The 21,981-nt window shown below is 44.8% G+C and carries 20 protein-coding genes and 1 riboswitch; of the genes, 13 read left to right on the forward strand and 7 right to left on the reverse strand.

The features are described 5' to 3' along the window. Positions 1–27: 27 nt before the first annotated feature. The 11 genes from AMICO_RS02295 (at position 28) to AMICO_RS02340 (ending at position 12,459) form a co-directional block, all read left to right on the forward strand. Positions 28–216 (forward strand): YdbC family protein, encoded by a 189-nt coding sequence (locus tag AMICO_RS02295; protein ID WP_013047859.1) that lies wholly within the window; start codon positions 28–30, stop codon positions 214–216. A gap of 85 nt (positions 217–301) precedes the next feature. Further along, complete coding sequence (locus tag AMICO_RS10140; RefSeq protein WP_013047860.1) at positions 302–451, forward strand: hypothetical protein; 150 nt, start codon at positions 302–304, stop codon at positions 449–451. Positions 452–669: 218 nt separating this feature from the next. Continuing rightward, positions 670–1,461 (forward strand): carbon-nitrogen family hydrolase, encoded by a 792-nt coding sequence (locus tag AMICO_RS02300; protein ID WP_013047861.1) that lies wholly within the window; start codon positions 670–672, stop codon positions 1,459–1,461. A 513-nt stretch (positions 1,462–1,974) separates the two neighbouring features. Further along, positions 1,975–2,595, forward strand: a complete 621-nt coding sequence (locus AMICO_RS02305; protein WP_013047862.1) for a GntR family transcriptional regulator — start codon at positions 1,975–1,977, stop codon at positions 2,593–2,595. Between the two features lie 121 nt (positions 2,596–2,716). Next, positions 2,717–3,718 carry a uroporphyrinogen decarboxylase family protein gene (locus AMICO_RS02310; RefSeq protein ID WP_013047863.1) on the forward strand — a complete coding sequence of 334 codons (1,002 nt, stop codon included), beginning with the start codon at positions 2,717–2,719 and terminating at the stop codon, positions 3,716–3,718. Between the two features lie 809 nt (positions 3,719–4,527). Further along, entirely contained in the window at positions 4,528–5,595 is a 1,068-nt protein-coding gene (locus AMICO_RS02315) for a TRAP transporter substrate-binding protein (RefSeq protein WP_013047864.1), read from the forward strand. Positions 5,596–5,746: 151 nt separating this feature from the next. Further along, a complete protein-coding gene (locus tag AMICO_RS02320) occupies positions 5,747–6,205 on the forward strand; it encodes a TRAP transporter small permease subunit (protein WP_273015724.1) in 459 nt (152 codons plus the stop codon). A 9-nt stretch (positions 6,206–6,214) separates the two neighbouring features. Then, positions 6,215–7,516 (forward strand): TRAP transporter large permease, encoded by a 1,302-nt coding sequence (locus AMICO_RS02325; protein WP_013047866.1) that lies wholly within the window; start codon positions 6,215–6,217, stop codon positions 7,514–7,516. A gap of 251 nt (positions 7,517–7,767) precedes the next feature. Next, complete coding sequence (locus AMICO_RS02330) at positions 7,768–8,358, forward strand: DUF6448 family protein (protein ID WP_013047867.1); 591 nt, start codon at positions 7,768–7,770, stop codon at positions 8,356–8,358. Between the two features lie 75 nt (positions 8,359–8,433). Next, a complete protein-coding gene (locus tag AMICO_RS02335) occupies positions 8,434–9,612 on the forward strand; it encodes a trans-sulfuration enzyme family protein (RefSeq protein ID WP_013047868.1) in 1,179 nt (392 codons plus the stop codon). A gap of 76 nt (positions 9,613–9,688) precedes the next feature. Further along, positions 9,689–9,769: riboswitch (NiCo riboswitch) on the forward strand. 89 nt (positions 9,770–9,858) lie between these two features. After that, on the forward strand, positions 9,859–12,459 hold the full coding sequence (locus tag AMICO_RS02340; protein ID WP_013047869.1) for a cation-translocating P-type ATPase: 2,601 nt from the start codon (positions 9,859–9,861) through the stop codon (positions 12,457–12,459). A 90-nt stretch (positions 12,460–12,549) separates the two neighbouring features. Here the strand turns inward: AMICO_RS02340 and AMICO_RS10345 are convergent, their stop codons facing one another. From AMICO_RS10345 to AMICO_RS02370, 7 genes are all read right to left on the reverse strand, one after another. Beyond that, positions 12,550–14,664 (reverse strand): LssY C-terminal domain-containing protein, encoded by a 2,115-nt coding sequence (locus AMICO_RS10345; RefSeq protein WP_013047870.1) that lies wholly within the window; start codon positions 14,662–14,664, stop codon positions 12,550–12,552. Positions 14,665–14,852: 188 nt separating this feature from the next. Beyond that, entirely contained in the window at positions 14,853–15,539 is a 687-nt protein-coding gene (locus AMICO_RS09790; protein ID WP_013047871.1) for an ATP-binding cassette domain-containing protein, read from the reverse strand. Continuing rightward, on the reverse strand, positions 15,539–16,360 hold the full coding sequence (locus AMICO_RS09795; protein WP_013047872.1) for an ATP-binding cassette domain-containing protein: 822 nt from the start codon (positions 16,358–16,360) through the stop codon (positions 15,539–15,541). Before AMICO_RS09795 ends, AMICO_RS09790 begins: the two co-directional genes overlap by 1 nt. Further along, positions 16,357–17,154, reverse strand: a complete 798-nt coding sequence (locus AMICO_RS02355; RefSeq protein ID WP_013047873.1) for an ABC transporter permease — start codon at positions 17,152–17,154, stop codon at positions 16,357–16,359. The genes AMICO_RS09795 and AMICO_RS02355 overlap by 4 nt, the downstream gene beginning before the upstream one ends. Then, positions 17,151–18,107: an ABC transporter permease gene (locus tag AMICO_RS02360; RefSeq protein WP_013047874.1), complete on the reverse strand. Its 957-nt coding sequence runs from the start codon at positions 18,105–18,107 to the stop codon at positions 17,151–17,153. The genes AMICO_RS02355 and AMICO_RS02360 overlap by 4 nt, the downstream gene beginning before the upstream one ends. Further along, positions 18,095–19,633, reverse strand: coding sequence for an ABC transporter substrate-binding protein (locus AMICO_RS02365; protein ID WP_013047875.1), 1,539 nt, complete (start codon positions 19,631–19,633; stop codon positions 18,095–18,097). Before AMICO_RS02365 ends, AMICO_RS02360 begins: the two co-directional genes overlap by 13 nt. A 33-nt stretch (positions 19,634–19,666) precedes the next feature. Continuing rightward, positions 19,667–20,365, reverse strand: coding sequence for a class I SAM-dependent methyltransferase (locus AMICO_RS02370; RefSeq protein WP_013047876.1), 699 nt, complete (start codon positions 20,363–20,365; stop codon positions 19,667–19,669). A gap of 266 nt (positions 20,366–20,631) precedes the next feature. On the opposite strand from AMICO_RS02370, the gene AMICO_RS02375 reads away from it, so the two are divergent. Together AMICO_RS02375 and AMICO_RS02380 are read left to right on the forward strand one after the other, a co-directional pair. Further along, on the forward strand, positions 20,632–20,889 hold the full coding sequence (locus tag AMICO_RS02375) for a hypothetical protein (protein ID WP_169302791.1): 258 nt from the start codon (positions 20,632–20,634) through the stop codon (positions 20,887–20,889). Between the two features lie 110 nt (positions 20,890–20,999). Continuing rightward, positions 21,000–21,953, forward strand: coding sequence for a radical SAM protein (locus AMICO_RS02380; protein WP_013047877.1), 954 nt, complete (start codon positions 21,000–21,002; stop codon positions 21,951–21,953). Positions 21,954–21,981 lie beyond the last annotated feature (28 nt).

Here is a 21,981-nt window from a genome sequence, read left to right on the forward strand (position 1 = left end):
CAGAAATTGATTAATAGGAGAGCCAAAATGGCAGATATAAAGTATGAAATAAAAGAGAGTTATGGCGTGCTCTCAGTGTCGTCAAAAGGGTGGCAAAAAGAATTGAACCTCGTTAGTTGGAACGATAGAGAACCTAAATACGATCTTAGAGATTGGGATTCAACTCATACAAAAATGAGTAAAGGCAATAACGCTGACTGCGAGATAGCAAGATAAAGGGCTCAATTTTGAGGAGCTAAAAAGCTTTAAGAACAGGAAAACACGAGTCTACTCTGTTCGAATTGACCAAGGATACCGACTCATGCCGTTGCTTCCAGTTGAAGTCAATGAGGGGCAGTTTATCGATGATCTTGACATTGAATATGAAAGCCAGAGGGGGTACCATTCAGAACGAAAAGGGGATGTCTCAGAAGTTTGCGGTTTTAGTTTAATCGACGAAGATGCTTCGTAAGGAAATTGGAATTGAAGCAAGAAAACTTGTAATAGTGGTTTTTTTGTGCAATAATAAACTAATATATAATGATTCATATTTGTTTTCAGCGCTAACTAAAATGGTCGGTGGTGACTTGAACGATAAGATTCCTGGTTGAAAGCTGATATTTGAATATCGTATCAAGGTTGTAGCAGCAGAAGTTTAAGATAGGAGTGTTTTTATGAAGGTGGTTCATCGTGCGTATTAGTTGTATTCAAATGAATATGAAACTGGCCAATGTTGATTATAATTTTGCTCATGCACAGAATCTGATAAGAGAGGCGGTAGCAACCGAACAACCGGATGTAGTAGTTCTCCCTGAGACATGGAATATTGGTTTTTTCCCTAAAGACAACCTAACTGCACTTTGTGATAATAACGGGGAACGTACTAAACAGGAGTTGGGCTCGTTAGCGAAAGAGTTAAATATTAATATTGTAGCTGGTTCTGTTGGCAATAGGCGTGAAAACAAGATATACAACACAGCGGTTGTTTTTGATAGAGAGGGTTTGTGTATCGCCGAATATGACAAAATTCACCTGTTCACTCCATTGGGTGAGCATAATTATTTTTCCTGGGGGAATCACATCAGCACCTTTAAACTAGATGGTGTGATTTGCGGAATAGTCATTTGTTACGATATACGCTTCCCTGAACTGGCAAGAACGCTGGCATTACAGGGAACGGATGTAGTGTTTGCTGTTGCTCAATGGCCGTCAGTTAGAATTACACATATAAATGTTCTTGCTGAAGCGAGAGCTATTGAAAACCAGATGTTCTTTGCTTTTACAAATTCTTGTGGTACAGCAGGCGAAATAAAATATGGAGGAAATTCTGCTCTAATAAATCCTTGGGGAAAGGTACTTGTGCGTGCGGGATTACAAGAGGAGATAATTACAGCAGAGTTGGATCTTTCTATAATTGCTGATATTCGTAGTTCAATCAACGTGTTTCGTGACCGTCAACCGACGACATATAAATTAGACTAATAATTTGAAGAAGTGCTTCCTCATAGGCCATATTCCCTCAACGTTGACTGCAGTCAAGTCTCAAGGCCGTTATAAAGTCATTTTCAGTTAAATATAATTTTATTCAAATTGAATCATCGGGGTATCTTTTTCTGTGGCTTGACTGCTGTTTCGCTGAGTTTTCTACAGGAGCGGAATGGCCTCTCTGTATTCCTTCATGTCCGGATATGTTCTTCCGGAACCCCATTCTTCATCCTTTTGGGATGGGGTGACCGTGGTCCCCATTTCCCTAACATCTTTTCCACTGGAAAACCGTCCTTTTTTCTTTTTGCCAAGGTTCTAGCCCACCTACACATTATTCCATTTGTTCCATTGACATTCTTTAGATGATTAGTATCATAGAACATATAAAATATAATATAAAGTATTGTATAAAATTAATGAGAGTCAACTATTTATCCTGATTGCAAGAGAGGCGATGTGATTTTGTCTTTAGCCCAATTACCCCCAATAAGTTCTGGTGGTGCAAAAACGGTGAAGGAAAAGGTTTTAAAAAGTCTTAGGGAAGCCATCATAAGAGGGTATTTAACTGGTGGACAACAGCTTCGACAAGATGAAATTGCCCTTCAGCTTGGAGTAAGTCGTGTTCCCGTTCGTGAAGCGTTGATGCAATTAGAGGCAGCGGGGTTGGTAACTTTTTATCCTTATAAAGGCGCTGTCGTTTCCACGCTTTCCCCCGATGAAGCGAAAGAGATTTTTGAAATTCGTTCTATTTTAGAAACAGAGGCACTTCGTTTCGCCTTTCCTAATCTTTCCGACAAAGTTCTTGATAGAGCAGAGCAACTTATTGAAGAAGCAAGTTTGGAAAAAGATCCTTTTAATTGGAGCGACCAAAACTGGAAGTTTCACTCTTTTCTTTACCAATACGCCAATAGACCCCGGCTCCTGGCTATAATCAATTCCCTTCACGAAAGTGTCGATCGATACAAGCGTATTTATTTAAAAACATTAAGTTTTTATTCGGAGTCTATTAAAACTCATAAGCAGTTAGTGTCTAGGTTGAGAGAAAAGAATATAGAGGAAGCAACAGCCCTTATGAAAAAACATTTAAAGAATGCAGAATTTCATATTATCCAGTATTTGACGCGGTACTAAGGATATGTCCAGCTTCGTCAAATGATTTAGTTCGGATGTAGAAGGTCGAAAATACATGCAGAGCTTGCGTGTCGGGGTAGTTCTATAGCTCTAAATCACAAAAAACTAAGGAGGGTTTTTTATGAAACCGATCAAGAGAATTGAAGCTCTATTAGAGGGAAAAAGGTTGGAAACACCGGCTATCAATTTGTGGAAACATTTCCCACCCTATGATGAAGACCCCAAAATGTTAATTAAGAAAACGATCCAATTTCAGGAACGTTTTCATTGGGACTTTGTAAAAGTAACTTATCAAGGGCTGTTTTCTATACAGGATTGGGGGTCAAAAATTAAATGGCCCACCAGAGATTGTGAATGGCCCAATACATGCGCTGGTGTAGGTGTCGTTACAGATTATTCGATCAAGAATGTAGAAGATTGGAAAAAACTCCATGTTCTTCCCATGGATGAAGGTTCTATGAAAGATACGATAGATGTGGCAAAAGGTGTTATCGATCATTATAAAGGCGAGGCGCCTGTTGTAGTTACTGTATTTAACTCTTTGACAACGGCTCAAAAAATGAGCGGCGATAAAATGTTTATCCATATGAGGCAAAATCCAGAGGCATTTAGAGAAGGAATCGAAACCATTACCCAGACAACAATTAATTATGTTAAGGAATTAGTAAACGCTGGTGCCGATGGAATATTCTTTGCAAGTCAGCTGGGCAATTATGACAAGATGAGTGTTGCTGAGTATGAAACTTTTGGTCGCCCATATGATCTCAGTATCCTTGAGCATGCAAAGAAAATGTGGTTTAACATTATGCACATGCATGGCAATGCTCCGATGTTTGAAATGATGAGCCAATATCCAGTTCAAGCTTTGAATTGGCATGATCGTTTGGTAGATATAGACCTGCGTAAAGGACGGGAATTATGCGGCGATAAGATTCTAATTGGCGGGGTTGATGAGTTTACTGTTTTGCCTAATGGTAGTGACGATGAACTCAAGGCTCAGCTGCTTGATGCTCTTCAGCAGGTATCTGATGGTCGAATTATTTTAGGTCCCGGTTGCTGTGTTCCGTCTAGCATTAATGAAGATCGTTTTGAGTTGGCCAAAAAACTGCTTCTAGAGCTTTAAGTCAAACAGCACGGCACTCAAAATCTGCCAGGCTAGATCTCGAAGGAGTTTTCAGTGTACTCAACCCCCACCTGGGTAACCAGTGGGGGTTGAGTCTTTTTTGCCAAAGTAAGCAGAACAAAACTCTGGCCTATCTACAAAATTTTTAATATTTTTTATTGACACAAAGATAAATCTTTTACACAATTCAGTAAATTAAACTGCTTTTAGTTCTAAATGATTTCTTATTGTTGATACAAAAGAAACTTGCAGAACGAGAAAAAGAGTAAATGAGACACAGGCCAGAATTACCCTGTAAGAGGTAACCATGAGAGTTGGTATGGGTAATTAAGAATCTGAAGAGTTTGAGTATTTAGAGAAGCACCCTCCCTGAAGTATCAAGAGACCACGATGCAAGAAGTATATAGAGTACAACAAAGATTCAGAAGCTCTTAGATGTACCAGATATAAAGATCATTGAGGGGTTCTGGTACGATGCTCTGATTTTGCTGTATGTAGACAGGTACAGGGATAATGCTCAGCGATATAGCTGGAGTGTAATGTTTTTTATGCAAAAATTACCGAATATTCCAACGAGAACGGCGATGGTAAGAGAGTATCAGAAGTAGCTTCGCTGAGGGTATGCTCATTGAAAGGTGGTTTCTTTCTGAAGTTTGTAGATATAAGCAAGATTAAATACGGGATAAAATCTGCTGGTTCCCCCTCTGATTTCGCGCTATATAGTGTGTAATCAGCAAAAATAAAATGAGGAGGTACATATAAACACAGGTTTCAGAGAATATCGAGTTAATTTGAAGGAGGCGATTTCGATGAAATGCAGAAGTTTGATTGCATTGAGAGTAGCTGTAGCAGTGTTTGTAGGTCTGATAGTTATTGGTTGTCCTTCGCAAGCCATAGCGAAGCCGTCAGAGGTGATCAACTGGAAATTTCAGAGCCACCATACACCTGGAGCCCTTTCAACTGAATATGTCATTCCTCCTTTTATCGAACGGGTACGTGAGATGTCTGGCGGGAGGCTAAATATTACCTTGCACTACGCTGGAGAACTTGTAGACTACCAAGAGGTATTTCCTTCCTTACAGGCAAATATGATCCAAATGGCCAATACTAGCGGGTTGTTTTGGAGAGGTTCCATACCTGTAGGCTGGCTACAGTCGGGCAATTTGCCCCCCTTCGTCTGCCGGAGCAACGATGAATTTAACGAACTATACCATCGCAGGGGAATCGATGCTCTGATAAGAGAGGGCTTAGCTGAGCAGGGCATCCACTTCCTGGGTAATCATAATGTAGGAAACACGTACTTCTGGAGCAAAAAACCTATAAACTCAGTGGATGACCTTAAAGGGTTCAAGGTAAGGTTCTTTGGTTCCATGTCGGACACAATGGAACACTTTGGGGCCGCACCGGTTATGCTCCCTCATCCAGAGACCTATACGGCTATTGCTATGGGAACTCTTGACGGCAGTGGCACCGCTTGGTGGCTATATCGTGACCTCAAGCTCCATGAAGTATGTCCATATTTTATAGGTCCCGCGTGGCAAACTCCCCAGGGGATGGAGCTCTGGGTATCCAAAAAGGCTTGGGATGCTTTGCCAGATGATCTGAAGGCTATTGTTGAAACAGCTGCCGTTGCTTTTACAAAAGATTATGCCGATATCTGTTGGATGCAGGAGCGAGAGATGTTTAACAAGTCCTTCCCCGAGTGGGGAACCACCTACATAGAATGGGGCAAGGAAGATATAGACAGAATAACTAATGAGTTCTCGTTGCCATATTTAGATAAAATCGCCAAGGAAATTGGGCCAAAAGATCCAAGAGTTGTTAAGGGAATCGAGATTATTAAACAGTTTATGAAGGATTACGGCTACATAGATTAAGACAATTATTCAGCGGGGATTAACATCTTATTTGTTAATGTGAATGCCCAATGAGGTGAGGCGATTGAGTTTTTTAAAAACATTTATAATATTCGTTGATAATCTGAATGATTGGATGGGCAAGATTTTGGGCTTTCTTATCTATCCGACAATGTTCATATTGGTGTACGAGGTGATAATGAGGTATGCATTTAATAAACCTACGATCTGGGCTCACGATACTTCCTGCATGCTTTACGGAGCGCACTTTATTCTTGGGGGAGCCTATGCCCTTCGTTGGGGGGCATTTGTCAATGTAGAGGTGTTCTATCAGCGCTTCTCGCTTCGGACAAAAGCAGTAGTCGATCTGGTTACCTGGATGCTGTTCTACGCATTTGTGGGCATCTTGCTTTGGAAAAGCGTGCCTTGGGCTTGGGCAAGCGTGATGGTGCAGGAATACTCCAATAGCCCTTGGGGGCCCCCAGTCTGGCCAATTAAACTTACCATACCAGTGGCAGCCACCCTTGTGTTACTTCAGGGATTAACCAAAACCATCAAAGATTTCTATATAGCCGTGACCGGTCGCGAGCTATTTGCCGGAGTCGCCACCGAAGTTACTGAAGACAACTGAGGTGATACTATGGGTATAGGGCTTATTTCGATTCTCCTATTTGGCAGCATGCTTCTTTTTTTGGGGCTAGGACTTCCTGTAGCCTTTGTTCTTGGAGGACTAGCCGCCATTTTTTGGGGACCTGAATCTTTCTTTATTATTGTTGCTAGAACTTATTCAATGATGTCGACCACTACTTTGGTAGCTTGTCCCCTTTTCGTGTTGATGGCAGCAGTATTGGAACAGTCTGGTGTAGCCGAGGATATGTATGAGATGATGTATCGCTGGATGGGATCCTTGAAAGGCGGGTTGGCAGTTGGTACTGTAATAGTCTGCACCCTATTGGCCGCCATGTCGGGGATTGCCTCTACAGGTGTGGTGGTTATGGGTGTTATGGCCCTTCCCGCCATGCTTAAAAGGGGATATGATAAGTCATTGGCGGTTGGCTGTATCTTGGCAGGAGGGGTTTTGGGCCCCCTCATACCTCCCAGCATAGTATTGGTTCTTTATGGAACTATCGCCCAAGTATCGATAGGCGGGCTCTTTGCTGGGGGGATGAGCGCAGGGTTGCTCTGTTCCTCCCTGATCATTGTTTATATATTGATAAGATGCTACTTGAATCCAAGCTTAGGTCCTCCTATACCCTATGAAGAGCGAACTAACTGGGAGGCAAAAATGACATCCCTTAAAGGCATAATTCTTCCTTTTTTACTAATAGTTTCTGTTCTGGGCTCAATTTACACTGGTATTGCTACTCCAACTGAGGCTGCCGCTGTAGGTGCGTTTGGTGCCATGGTATGTAGCGCTATCCACCGTCGCTTGAATTGGCAATTAATCAGAAACTCAGCCTACGCAACTATAAAAATCCAGGGATTTATGATGTGGATTTTGTTTTCCGCCCAAGCCTTCGCTTCTGTATACATGGGAATGGGTGCCTCCAGGTTGGTTATAGGGCTGGTTGAGAAATACGAGATCGGCTGGTGGACTATGTTGATAGCCATACAGATTGTTTGGTTTGCATTGGGCTTCGTGATTGATGCATGGAGCATCTTGATGATTACAGCTCCTATCATTCTCCCCCTTCTTCCCATTTATGGCTTTAACCCTTTGTGGTTAGGTGTTCTTTACGCTGTAAATACACAGACAGGTTACCTTACACCACCCTTTGGCACCATGTTGTTTATGATGAAAGGAATTGCTCCAAAGAGTGTAACTATGTCAGATATTTATAGCTCCGTTGTACCTTTTGTCATAACTCAATTGGTCACTTTAGCCCTTTGTATAACATTTCCTAAATTAATTACTTGGCTTCCCGAGGTTCTTTTTGGATAATACAGAAAAATAGATAGTTGATGTGACGGGGCTTGCTATAGTTGTAGGCCCCGTCAGTCCACCGTACTTTGAAGAAGTATTATCCATTCATTGTAATGGTGAGGCGTAAGCATCCGAGTTGAACCGTCGATATTAGAACATGCAAAAGCGGCGATAGTAAAAGGTTCTTCCTGGCTTAACTTTAGCAATTCGAATAACTTGCGTAGGTAAAAGTCAAAAGAACATGAGACGAAGAGAGAGGAGAGAAAGGTATGGAATTGATTTTAATTTTGACTTTAGCGGTGGTTATAGTTGCGGTTTTTATGGGAAAGCGCCAAGCGGAGGCTCATTGCGACACCCTTTCGGGGCCTGTTATAAAAGCGGCTCTGATTGCTTTTGAGCAGCAGGATGTGGCGCCGGTTCTGAAATGGATTCGCCCCGAAGATGAGCCGGAGATACGAGAAGCTTTCGACCTTTCCTGTTATGTTAGAAACCTGGGTCCCGATGCCAGAAAATTGGCCGAGAGGGCGTTTTTTGAAACTTTGATCAGGGTGCATAGGATGGGAGAAGGAGCGTCCTACGAGGGAATTAAGCCTGATAGCAGTGTGCCTCCTGTTGTTGCAAAGGCTGATGAAGCTCTCGAGTCAGGCGATGTTTCAGATTTGGCAAATCGTATTTCTAACCACGTTAAACAGACAGTTGAGAAGCGGTTCCAGCATGCATGGGAGAAAAAACAGAGTGCCGAAGAATCACCAGAGAAGGGAAGGGACTTTGTAAAAGCCTATATATCCTTCGTTCATTATGTGGAGGGAATCCATGCCATGACTATGAAAGGGCACGCACATGGTGAACATCATCACTGAGTAGGGTAGGTGAAACTTCCGCACTTTGATGTCATAATAATAGGCAAATACAAAGCGTATCAAGGAGGAGTGCATATGTCATACCGTTTTGATACTCAGTGTGTTCATTTGGGAACTCACCCTGATCCAATCACTGGAGCCCTTTCCACCCCTATTTACCAGACATCTACTTTCGCTTTCCATAACGCAGATGAAGGAGCTCGTAGGTTTAAGGGTGAGGAAGAGGGCTACATTTACACCCGCTTAGGAAATCCTAACCACACAGCCGTTGAAGAAAAGATAGCAGCCCTTGAAGGCGGGGAAGCCGCCGCGGTTGCAGCGTCAGGCATGGGAGCCATTGCTTCTGTTATGTGGACTGCCCTTTCTGCTGGAGACCATGTTATCGCTGCTAAATCTCTTTATGGATGTACTCACGCCCTGATGAACCACCAGTTCCCCCGTTTTGGCATGGAAGCTACCTTTATGGACTTAAAAGACCTTGCCGCAGTGAAAGCTGCTATGAGGCCCAATACCCGGATGATCTATTGCGAATCCCCAGCGAACCCCACCATGGAAATTGCCGATCTCGAGGGGCTGGCTCGCATCGCTCATGAAGGAAACGCCATTCTTGTAGTAGATAACACTTACTGTACTCCTGTTATTCAGCGTCCTCTTGAGTTTGGGGCTGATGTGGTGGTCCATTCTGCTACAAAGTATCTCAATGGTCACGGAGACATTATCGCTGGAGTTATTGTGGGGAGTAAGGAGTTCATTGGGCGTATCAAACTGGAAGGGCTCAAAGATCTTACCGGGGCGACATTATCTCCCTTTGATTCCTATCTCTTGCTTCGTGGGATGAAGACCCTGCACATTCGTGTACCCAGACACTGCGAAACGGCTCTTAAAGTGGCTCGCTTCCTGAACGGTTGCCCTGAAGTAGAAAAGGTCTGGTATCCCGGCCTTGATGATTTTCCTCAGAGAGAACTCGCCGATAAACAGATGAAATATTATGGAGCAATGATTGCTATGGAACTGAAAGGCGGATACGAGGCAGGGAAGAAATTCATTAACAGCACAAAGCTCTGGACCTTGGCTGTAAGCCTTGGCGATGCGGAATCTCTTGTTCAGCACCCTGCATCTATGACCCATTCGGCTCTCAGCGATGAGGAGTTGGAAAAAGCTGGCATCTCAAAGGGACTGGTTCGGCTTTCAGTAGGTCTTGAAGATGTTGAGGACCTGATTGACGATCTGAAAGAGGCTTTTGCTGTTATGTAATAATAAGGACTTTTTCCCCAGTTCGATAACAAACTACTTATGCCACTCTTGACTTATAGGCTGCGTATCACGTAAAATTTCCTTACAAGATCAGGCGGCTTTTAGTGCGGCCGGGCCTCTTTTGAGGCAGTGGGATTTCAAGACTCGCGGGACTTAGCGAAAGCTAGGCTTGCGGGTCTTTTTTTGTACCTTAAATTGTGTTTCAAGATCTCTAATATGAAAAAGCTATGAAAGCGAGGAGATGTTTTGAGTCCCAGCAAGGATATTTTCGATGCGGCTCAGGTTCCAGGTCTTGATGAAGAAGAGGCAACCCGTCGTCATATTGAGGAGGGACCGAATGAACTCCCCTCGACTAAGAAAAACAACATATTTAACATTGCCATTGAAGTAGCCCAAGAGCCAATGTTTCTTCTCCTTGTTGCCTGTGGCTCCCTTTATCTGATTCTCGGCGAGCTCCGGGAAGCGGCAATGTTGCTGGGCTTTGTCTTTCTGGTTATGGGCATAACTATTGTTCAGGAGAGAAAAACGGAGCGGGCTCTCGAAGCTCTCCGCGATTTATCGAGTCCGCGAGCTCTTGTGATAAGGGGAAGAGCTCAGCGTCGAATTCCAGGGCGGGAGGTAGTTCGCGGAGATATCATAGTGGTTTCTGAAGGAGACCGTATCCCAGCAGATGCTCGTTTGTTCGCGGCCGTGAATTTATCTGTAGATGAATCCATGTTGACTGGGGAATCAGTTGCCGTGAGGAAGCGGCCTTTGGAGGAGGCCGATGTTCAGAGAAGACCTGGAGGAGAAGACTCTCCGTATATTTATTCAGGAAGTCTTGTCGTAAATGGCAAGGGTATTGCCGAGGTAATAGGAATAGGTTTCCAAACCGAAATGGGAAAGATCGGCAAGGCCCTCCAGACATTGAAAGAAGAAGAAACACTTCTTAAGAAGGAGACGGAACGGATCGTAAAGATATTTTCAGTTTTGGGAATAGGATTGTGTTTTCTCTTGGTTCTGATTTATGGGCTGACTCGAGGTAACTGGCTGGAGGGTTTGCTAGCAGGTATAGCCCTGGCCATGGCAATCCTTCCTGAGGAATTTCCAGTTGTTCTTACCATCTTCCTAGCCATGGGGGCTTGGCGAATTTCACAAAAGGGTGTTCTTACAAGGAGGATTCCCGCCGTAGAGACTTTAGGGGCAGCTACTGTCCTATGCGTAGATAAAACAGGAACCCTTACACTGAACCAGATGAAAGTGGGCGCTCTTTGCTCGGATGGGATTTCAAAAGATCTTCAAGAAAGAAGGGAAACTTTGCCGGAAGAGCTTCACGCACTATTGGAATACGCTATTCTCGCCAGCCAAAAAGACCCCTTTGACCCAATGGAAAAAGCCATCCTTAAAGCGGGAGACGACCTATTGAAGGGAACGGAACATTTACACTATGGGTGGTCCCTTGTTCGAGAATATGCACTTACGCCGGAGCTTCTTGCCATGTCAAACGTTTGGTGTTCCCCCGAAAGGAAGGACTGGATAATAGCGGCAAAAGGGGCTCCAGAAGCAATCATGGACTTATGCCACTTGGATCCATCGATTGTCGAGCAAGTGGAGTCCAGAATTCTTCTCCTTGCGGATAATGGGCTCAGAGTACTTGGTATTGCGAGGGCCAAATTTTCTTCGGAAGAAGATTTGCCGATAGGGCAACATGATTTCAAATTTGAATTTATTGGTCTTGTGGGGCTGCTTGATCCGGTTCGCCCTGACGTTCCCAAAGCAATTCAGGAATGTTATGCCGCTGGTATTCGTACCATAATGATTACTGGAGACTACCCTGGCACGGCCAGAAATATCGCTCGAGCAATAGGGCTAAATTCACCAGACCTGGTTATTACTGGGCAGGAACTAGACTCTTTGGATGAAATTACTCTCCGAGAAAAGATCCAGACTGTCAATGTTTTTGCCCGGGTTATCCCAGAACAGAAACTGCGCATCGTAGAAGCTCTTAAGGCGAATGGAGAAATAACGGCAATGACGGGAGACGGTGTTAATGATGCTCCTGCGTTGAAAAGTGCCCATATCGGGATAGCGATGGGAGGTAGAGGGACAGATGTTGCTAGGGAATCAGCGGGCCTTGTCCTCGTAGACGACGCTTTCTCTTCTATTGCCAAAGCGGTTCGCATGGGACGACGCATATTCGATAATATCCGTAAGGCCTTGGCTTTTGTTGTTGCCGTACACGTGCCTATTGCCGGCATGTCTCTCTTGCCGGTGTTCTTTTCGGATTGGCCGATGGTTCTGCTTCCTGTCCATATAGTCTTTCTAGAACTAATTATCGACCCAACTTGCTCGGTAGTATTCGAGGCCGAGGAGGAGGAAGAGGATGTAATGCAGAGACTTCCGCGAGATCGTTCAAAGCCGCTTTTTGACATAAGAACCGTTTTGTTTGCCCTTTTTCAAGGGTTCAGTATCCTTTGTGTTGTAGCTCTTGTTTTTACAAGTTACATTAAGGCAGGGTCTTCTCCAGATAGAGCAAGGGCTCTGGCTTTTTCAACCCTTGTTTTTTCGAATCTTGCACTTATACTGACGAATCGCTCCTGGACAAAAAACGCATGGGCGTTGCTCAAGATTCCCAACAGAGCTTTCTGGAGTGTTCTGGTTGGATCGATCCTTTTTCTAGCCGCTTCTTTTGCTGTCGGGCCGTTGAAAGCAGTCTTCAAGTTTGAAACCCTCAGCGCGATGGAATTCGCTAAATGTTTCGGACTAGGCTTGGCTCTATTATTATGGTTTGAATTGATCAAGACCCTATTCGAGGAATTATGGAACATTCATAGTCGAAAAAAGCATGAGCGGCTCCTAAATCGTTAGCATTAAGATCGTAGTACTTCTTTCCCATACCTGTTGCAGGTTGAAAGAGGGGCTCCCGTATATCGGGAGCCCCTCTTCTTATGGATAGCTTCAGTGGAAGAGATGTAAAATTACCATTTTCCCATCGGAGAAAAAGGCATCTCCTGAAAAATTCGATCCCATTGAGGGCTCAACAAAGGTGATTTCTTCATAATTGGAAACAATTTTTGCTTCCAGGCAATTATCGACAAAAGTTTTCCGCTCAGTGTCAATAACTGGGTCTATCCGATGGCTCAAATGAAGCCAGTTAACCCCTTTATCAAAACTGGCTGTACCCACAAATTGAAGACTTCCATCCGAAAGACGATATCCTGTCTTCCACAAGCGGATGTGATGTCTTTGCCTTACAGAGTGCAGTTCAGTCTCTTTTTCAAAGGCTATGTCCAGAGGAACCCCATTCCAGAAAGATGGCGTAACTGGGGCCTGAGGATACGAATTGTTCAAGAGAGCGGACTTGAAGGCCTTGACAAGGGAACGGAAGGAAACGAGCTCTGCCTTCACCCAGCCAGCTTTTTCCAGAGCCGTGATAAGGTTGTTTCCGTTCTGAACGTAGATCATTAGGCTGAGAGGTTCCTGCGGAGATCCAGAGATTGTTTCGGTAAAACGGGATAAACCTCTCAATTCAAAGGGTGCCAAAGGGTCCATTGATTCTGTGAGAGCTGCGGGATGGGGAGATTCCTTGAAATAGGGAGGAACAAATGTGGCGACAATGCACAAGTATAGAAAAACTCCTGCCGTAAATAAGGCAGGGCCCCAGTACGTTTTCTTCCTTGTGGCAGGGGGGGGCATTGTTACCTCAAGTTTAGTTCTTCTGGACTTCCTCCACTCCGAGAGGCTGATGCCGATGATAAGCCAGGAAAAACCAAGCAACGCGCCAGCCAGAACATCGCTCAGGTAATGCACGCCGATATATAGACGGCTGAAACCAACAGCTGTTACAAGGAGTACCCACAGGAAAAAAAGATCAACTTTCTTTCCTCGGTCCGTTGTGCCTCGGGCAAGGGCATAGGCCAGGAAACCATAGAAAAAAGCCGAATAGGCAGTGTGTCCGCTGGGAAAGGAAAATTCCATGAGATGGGTCATGTTAAAGGGCCTTTGTCTTTGGAAAAGCCATTTCCCACCTGTTGTAAAAAATGTACAGCCTCCCAGAGTCACCCAAAATGGTGCCAGAAAATACTTTTTGTTATCCAGAAGAAGGTAGAGGGAGAAAAGAATAACGCCTCCCAGCACGATCTGCCAACTTCCCAGAAGCGTGACCTTCAGAAAGATCCACAGCAGAATGGGACTTCTGAAAGCAAGCAGGAGGGTCGCCAGTCTCTTGTCTACAGCTACAATTGGGTCTGCCGTCAGGAGATCTTCGACAACCCCGCCAAGCAATACGAGTGAATAGCCTAGTGCGAGGCACAGGATCGTCAGCGGGAATCCCTCGAAGCGTTCAGGATTGAAACGTTCCCAAAAGAAACTTGCGCACCTTGGATGTCGATCTATGAAGGTTTTTAAAAGTGGATTTCTCCCGACGCCTTCAGCAGCTGAGCAGATTATAGAGGCCAAGACTATAAACAATGGCCAGGCCCCCTTAACAACAAGAGTACGGATCAGATAAAAGATTCCAAGAAGTCCAGCTGTTGTGGCTAAGAAAAAGACCAGACGAGTGGACCAAATTCCGAGAGAAATCCAGGCATGCCGCGCGAAATAGCCAAAAAGCAGGTACGTAACCATACCAATCCCATTGGCAATCCCTGAGTATGCCACGAAATGACGAAAGGGTAATCTGGCAAAACCGGCAAGAAAAGGTAATAAAGATCCTATGGCCATGAACCGACCTGGTATCATTGCCCATAAGCCATATTTTGAGAGGTATTTCTTTCCCGCGTCTATTTTCGAAGTTAGCCGTCCGAACCTTGAAGCGAAGCGATCGCCCGCTGTCCCCAAATAATAGCTCAGGCAATATCCCCCCATGGCTCCCAGGAAGCAGAACCAGAAGGCGTCAATAGGGTCGAAATATCCATGGGCGACAAGAAAACCCACAGTTGGAAACAAAAGAACTCCTGGGATAGCCATGCCGACGAACGCCGTCGATTCCCACAGAGCAAGCGCAAGAATTATCCAGTAACCCAGTAGTCGGAAATGTTCAAGAGTTGGAAGCAGGAGATGGACTATATCCACAACCATATCCCCCCTTACTTGAAAAAGGCGCTCTTTCCAAGATCTTCTTTTATTTTAAATTATCTTTCTAAAATACAATACGGCAAATTGGTGGCTTATAACCAACTGGTTCCTTAGATGACCGCTTGCTTTTGCCGAAGATTTTCTTCACGTGAAAGGAAACTAAGCAAAGGTAAGATGTCTCAAATTTACTCTAGTCGTATGATCCTTGAACAAAGGGCGTTTAAAAGGACTTCGTCATGGGAGATAAACAGAACTGCGATACTCTTTACATGGGCTTCTTCAACGAGCATATGGGCAACTTTAGCTTGAACAGAAGGGTCAAGGCGGGAGGTTGGTTCGTCCGCTACAAGAAAGAGGGGAGAAAAAAGCAAGGCCCGAAGCAGGGCAAATCTTTGAAGTTCTCCACCAGAGAGCTGGCAAGGGTACCGATGGAGAAGTCGTTCTGAAAGTGAAGCTTTTTCCATCCCTTCCCCTAGAGCATTCCACCATTCTTTCTCCGAAGAAAGTGCGGGATGATACCCCCACCGGAAAAAATCCTCGAAAATGGTACGTATCAATCGGTTCTGGGGGAAAGAGGATCCAGGATCCTGATGAATCTTCTGAAAGTACGGGCGAAGATTCTTTTTCTTTGTTTTGGAGAGAGTGCGTATATCTTGACCCTTCCACAACACTTTTCCTCTATCGGGAACAATAAGGCCAAGCAAAATGTCGCCGAGGGTTGTTTTTCCTTTGCCAGAAGGTCCCACAAGTCCAACTACTTCCCCTTTTTTAAATGAGACTGAAAGGTGAGAGAAAAGAACAATTTGAGAACCTCCTTTTCGTAAAAAGGTCTTAGATAGGGATTGTCCTTCAACGGCAAATATGTTTTTCATCAGTGACACCAGGCCCTTTCAAGCTGAGCGAGAAGTTCGTCAGAAATAGGGTGAAGCCCTCTCTCTGGGAGGGCGTTCAACAAACCTTGGGTATAAGGATGAGAAGGATGTTGCAGTACTATTTGAGAATCTCCCGATTCAACTAGAAGTCCACTGAAGAGTACGCCAGTCTGACCTCCAATTTGCTTCGGAAGAGAAAAGTCATGGGTGATGCAGAGAAGTGTTTTGCCCGCATTTATAATTCCTTTTACGAGAGCAGTGGCATCTTCCTTTCGCGATGAATCAAGCCCTTTGGTAGGCTCATCTAAAAGGATAAATTCCGCTGGTGAGGCGAGAGCCATGGCTAAGAGAGCCCTTTGAGCCATGCCCCCAGATAACTTGCCAGGTCTTTCTCTGGAAGCTTCTTGCGTAATGCCTAGAGCAGAAAAGAGATTTTGTGTAGCGGTTCTTGCTGTATGCCGGTCCATTCCTCTCAAATGTTGGAAAACTTCCCGAACTTGTCGAAATACAGAAAGCAGAGGGTTCAGTGCAGTGGAGGGTTCCTGGGGCATAAGAAAGAGATACCGCCCCCAGAGCTTTTTAAGTTCCTTTTCCTTTACGGAGAGGAGGTTCTGTTTTTTAAGAAACACTTTTCCGCAGACAGAAAGCCTTTTAGCCAGCGTTCCTGCTATAGCCTGGGCTATGGGAGTCTTACCGCTTCCCGTTTCCCCCACCAAAAAGAAGACGCTTTCGGAGGGAATAGAAAAAGAAACGTTACGCACAAGGGGCTTATTCTCTTCATCCAAGATTGACAGGTTTTCTACACTGAGAAAAGAGGTCATAATTGAGGCCCTCCCGTTTTGTCAGTATTTTCGTTGCCAAGAAGAAGTAAAGCAAAGACAAAGAGACATATGACTCCACCTGGTAAAAAAACAACCCTGGAATCTGTTCTCATATATGCTATTCCCTCCGAGATCATGGCTCCTAATTCAGGTTCTGGAGGGGCTACTCCAATTCCCAGAAAACCAAGAGAAGATATTTCAAGAACGGCTTTCCCCCATGCAAGGGTGGCCATAACTCCCAGTGTGGGAATAAGTTTAGGAAAAACATATTTCACTAGAAGTATAGGGAGGGGAAATCCTGCAAGTTTAGCGGCTTCTACATATGGACTGACTAATATCCCTTTTAACAGTGAACGAACCATACGAAAATAGTGGGGCCATCCGGTGAAAATGAGAGCAATTATAACGGCATTGGGGCCTCCGCTTGTAAGGGCACTCAATACTATGGCCAGAATAATGCCTGGGAACGCCATGACGATGTCTGTGAGGACAAGCAGGCACTTTTCTGTCTTTTCTTTTCCACAGGCAGCGAGAGAACCAAAGAGCATACCAATAACTACAGAGCCAAATACACAGAGTGCCGAAAGATAAATGGAATTTAAGGCTCCTTGTGCCAGGCGAGCTGCAAAATCCCTTCCAAGATGGTCAGTTCCCAGAATGTGGTTTTTTGAAGGTCTTTCAAGGGTATGAAGAAGATTTTGGCTAAAAGGGTCAGAATCATGTAAAAAGAAACCTCCTAAACTAATAAAAAGAAAAGCCAAAAGGAAGATCGCCCCTTTTTTCTTTGTTGTCATAGGACGAGACCTTCTTTCTTGTCAGCAGGAGTAAAGCTGTCAGATAGCCATTCCGTAAGGGAATTTACCGTGACATAAATCCATCCGAGGAGGAGGCCGGCGCCCTGGATTGCCAGAATATCTCCAGAACGAAGGGCATCAAGGAGATGACTTCCTAATCCTGGACAGGCAAATAGAGTTTCAATAACGACAACACCGTCGAGGAGTTCGGCTGCCTGTAATCCTACATATGTTGTAATAGGAACCAAAGCATTAAGAAGACCGTGGGGTAAAAAAAGCTGGTGCCCGAAGAGTCCCTTGTGTTGGGCAAAGTTGTAATGTTCTGATTGGCAGACTTGCTTAACAGAAGAAGCTATTACCCTGCATGATTCTGCGGCGAGGCCAATGGCAAGGATTATGGCAGGCAAGGCTATATGCCAACCTGAAGTGAAGCCGGCCACGGGGAAAAGTTGTAACTTGACGGCCAGCAAAAGGATGAGAAGTGCTCCCTTGATAAAAGATGGGAAGGAGACAAGCAGGCTGGATAATATTGAGGATGAGATATCAATAATACCTCCGGGATGGCAGCCGCAATAAATCCCTAAAGGGAAGGCCAATAGCAGAGAAAAGATAAGGGATACTCCGCCAAGAATGGCTGTGCGCTGAAATGAGCGTATCAACATGGGAAAGATCTCTTCCCCTCCTATCATGGAGTGACCCCATTTCCCCCGAATCAAGGAAGAGAGCCAGGCCTGATAACGGACAAAAGGATGCCTGTCGAGACCCTCACTGTCTCGAACATATTCTGTCGCCGAGACAGTTGCGCCGTCGAGGCCGTAGCGCGCTATAGCCACGTCAAAGGCCCGGTCCCCTGGGGAGAACTCCACTGCAAGAAAGCACAGGGTGCTCACCCCCAGAGCCACGATGACCATACGAAGAAGATAGGTACGTATAAAAGATGCTATTCGGACCATTCTACTCCTTCCGGATAGGGACGAACTTCCGAAGGATCAAGAGAAACACCTTTGACCCTTTTGTTTATTGTTACGTGATTGTCATACCATGCTACGGGAATAACAGGGAGTTCTTCCTGAAGAATAGATGTCATAGTGCCCCGTAAGGGTTTCTGTTTTTCACTTGCAAAGGTTTGTCCATATGTTGTAAGGGCATCATCGAACAGTGGAGAGGACCAGTTCATGGCTCCCCATCCGCCTCTTTCCTTTTCAGGGCCGAAATCGCTTGTCAGTGTTCCGATGGGATCCGCAACGAAACCAAAATTCCTTGCAATAAAGGCTGTTTCAAGAGTTCCGTTCTTGTGTCTTTCGGGAACCATGCTTGACTTTTCAACTCTGATGCTTACAGCAATGCCCTCGTTTTTTAATGCTTGCTGAATAACCTCTGCTATAAGGGGCAGGTCTGGTCGGCCAGCATAGGTTAAGATTTCGAAGGCGAAGGGATGTCCGTCTTTTGTAAGAATACCCTCCTTGCCTGCAGGAACCCACCCTTCCTCCTTGAGCAGGGCTCTGCCTTTTTCAGGGTCGTAGGCAAGGGGAGCCAAATTTTTATTGTGCCATGCTGAAACAGGTGGAAAGAGCTGTGTAGCAGCGGCGTTGGAATTTTTTAGCAATGCAGTGGTAATGCTTTCGCGGTCAATGAGGTATGAAAGAGCCGAACGTACTTTTGCATTTGAGAAGAAGGGGAGCGCGGAATTTACAGTGAGAAGGCGCACCCTGGGAAGTGGGTCGCTTATGACCGTGAGGTTTTTGTTTTCCCGAAGGCGGAGAGCTGCTTCAGCAGGGATATCCACAACGATGTCTCCTTCTCCGGATTCAGCAAGAAGAACTCTTGTTTCAGGGTTGGAGACGGCGAAATACCGAGCCTCGTTTATCGCGGGTTTTCCTCCCCAATATTTGTCGAAGCCTTCAAAATCGATGATTTTTCCTTCCTTGAAGGAGGTCATGCGGTAAAAGCCGGTTCCTATAACTGTTATGGCTTTTCCTTCGCTGTCGAAAGATGCCGGTGCAGAAATAGCGGCAGAATAGTGGACTAGATAGGCTGGGAGAGCAGAAAAGGGACTTTCAGTGGTAGCCAATATCTTCGTCCCATCCCCTGAGAATCCTTTAACAGGAGTTCCCTTAAAAATACTTCCCTTCGCGAGTGTCCGATTAAGAGAGAGAGCGGCAGTTTCTCCCGTCAAGAGTGTTCCGTCATGAAAAACTACGTTTTTGCGAAGATTAAAGGTCCAGGTGAGTCCGTCTTCAGAAACGGACCAATTCGTTGCTAAACGCGGTTCAATGCCACCTTTTTTGTCGGATGTTACAAGTGTTTCCAAACAGCCCATCCGAGTAAAGACGAATCCCGAAACTACCGGATCCATTCCTGAAGCTTCCCAGGCAGATACGATTGTAAGTGGTTGGGCAGAAGCGCTCCATGCAGGAGTTAAAGATAAACAAAACATGAACAAAGACAAACAGACAGCGAAAAAAATACATCTTTTCATTTGTATCAACCTCACTATAGTTTTATTAATAATTTATTTTTTACGGCAATCGTTAACTGCTGATAGAACAAAAAATTCATTATTATACTCATAGGGATTTTCATGGAAAAGATGATCGTGCCGACTGATTTCAGAAAACCCCGCCTGTTCCAGTAGGGAAAATCCATTTTCAGCAGAAAGACCTAAAAAGTATGGGAGCTGCTCGCGAATCTCTGAATAGGCTTCTTTGAATTTGATCGTGACAGGCTCTTCCTTTGCCAGATATAACCTGGGTTCCCATAGCCCATCAGCAATCACAACGAGGCCTTGGGGTTTCAAAAGTCTTTTCCAGGCAGTTAAAGCCCTTAGCGGGTTGGGAAGGGTCCACAGAAGATTACGGCACGTTATCCCATCAAAAGGGCTTGAAAAAAGGGGCGGTTCCTGGGCGTCTCCCAGAAAAAACTCAATAGAAATATTTTTCTCTCGGGCCATCTTTCTTGCGAAATTTACCATTTCGGGAGAGAGGTCTATACCAGTGACTCTGTGTCCTTTTTTTGCGAAGCCGAGAGATAGAAATCCCGTTCCTGCCCCCATATCAAGAAGTCTAAGAGATTTCTTATCTTTGAAAGGGGCGAGAAAGATGTCATGCCATTGAGTATGCTTAGAGCATGTAGTGTCATATACTTGTGATCGCCAGCTCCAGTAGGATGCCACTCGTTCTGCTGTTGTGTTTGAGGAGATTCCTGTATCCATGAGGTCCTCCGAAAGTGGATTTTTTAATCAACACAATAGTAGCACATATTTCGTATTTAGTGTTACTTTTGTTTGCTTGTTGCTATTGGTTGTTGTTCGTTCAAACTTTGTATTCGGGCCCAATTTTTGGGTTGAAAGTACCAGCATGCTCAAGTTGTCTGGTTATTCGGGTGTACAATTAAAATGTTGAAGCATTAGTGAGGAGTTTTAACTTGTTTATATGGGAGTGATTACATGGCAAGGATAAAACCCTTTGAAAAAATGGCGTGTTGGTGATCGGGTTTATCGATCGGGCAAGTCCTGTGGGTCAGGTATACCAGAAATTCAAGGAACATAACGTTTTTTACTGTGAGGCAACCTTTTATTCAGTAGATGAAGTAGTGATTTGTTTGAAAAACGCCGGGTTCCAGATGTTCCGCTTTTCTCAGACTGTCTTCAACCAGCTAAAAGATATTAAGGCACCAGAACCGGTCAGGAAAGGCTATGGAGAAGGTTCGTTTGTGGTCATAAGGGCTATAAAATAATCTAACCCGATAAGTCCGTTTGAAATTTCGACGCCCTTGTTTTTTCAAATCAAAGGGAAGCTGTTGCCCGAGCTCTGTGCTGAAAGTGCAAAGGGGGGGACGCGATAACTATGCGTGAAGGTGTCAATCGATTTACTCTCTTGAGCAAAGATTTTGAGCCAGCGTATGTTTCTCTTCTGCATAGTGGAGAATTGAAGCGAAGGGCGGAGCAAGCGCTGGCTGGTCTCGAAAGTTGCACCTTTTGCCCTCGCTGTTGTGGGGTGAACCGCATGGCAGGCGAGACAGGAGTGTGCAAGACTGGGCTGCTTCCACGAGTTTCAAATCACTTTGCACATTTGGGAGAAGAGAATTGTTTGCGCGGGCGACGTGGGAGCGGTGCGATTTTTTTTGCTTTCTGCAATTTAGGTTGTATTTTTTGTCAGAACTACGAGATTTCCCATTTGGGAGAAGGGGTTGAAGTTACCCCTGAACAGCTTGCTCTTTTCATGTTAGAGCTACAGCTTTCCGGCTGCCACAATATAAATGTAGTGACTCCATCCCACGTGGTTCCACAGATTATAGCGGCCGTATCAATTGCTGCAGAAAATGGACTTCATTTACCAATAGTTTATAATACCTCTGCCTATGATTCGATGTGTAGCCTGCAACTCCTAGATGGGATCATTGATATTTATATGCCAGACTTCAAAATGTGGAACCCCGATCAGGCCCTTCGTTATCTCACCGCTTCTGATTATCCGGAAGTTGCGTGCCAGGCAATTATAGAAATGCATCGTCAAGTGGGAGATTTGAAACTTGACGAGCATGGTTTGGCAAAACGTGGCCTTCTAGTGCGGCATCTAGTGATGCCTGGGGGAGTTGCTGGCAGTGAAGCGATCCTCCACTTTCTTGCTGAGAAGGTTTCTCCCCATACCTACGTTAACGTAATGTTCCAATACCACCCTGCAGGGGAGGTATCCTGTGAAAATTTCCCAGAGATAAACTGCCGCCCAAGTCGTGCTGAATACCTAAAAATTGTTCAAATTGCCTGTAATCTTGGGCTGCGGCTTGATGCTTGCCGTTAAAAGCGTTTTAGACCCTATATATTTTATG

This window comes from Aminobacterium colombiense DSM 12261, from assembly GCF_000025885.1.
Classification (GTDB): domain Bacteria; phylum Synergistota; class Synergistia; order Synergistales; family Aminobacteriaceae; genus Aminobacterium; species Aminobacterium colombiense.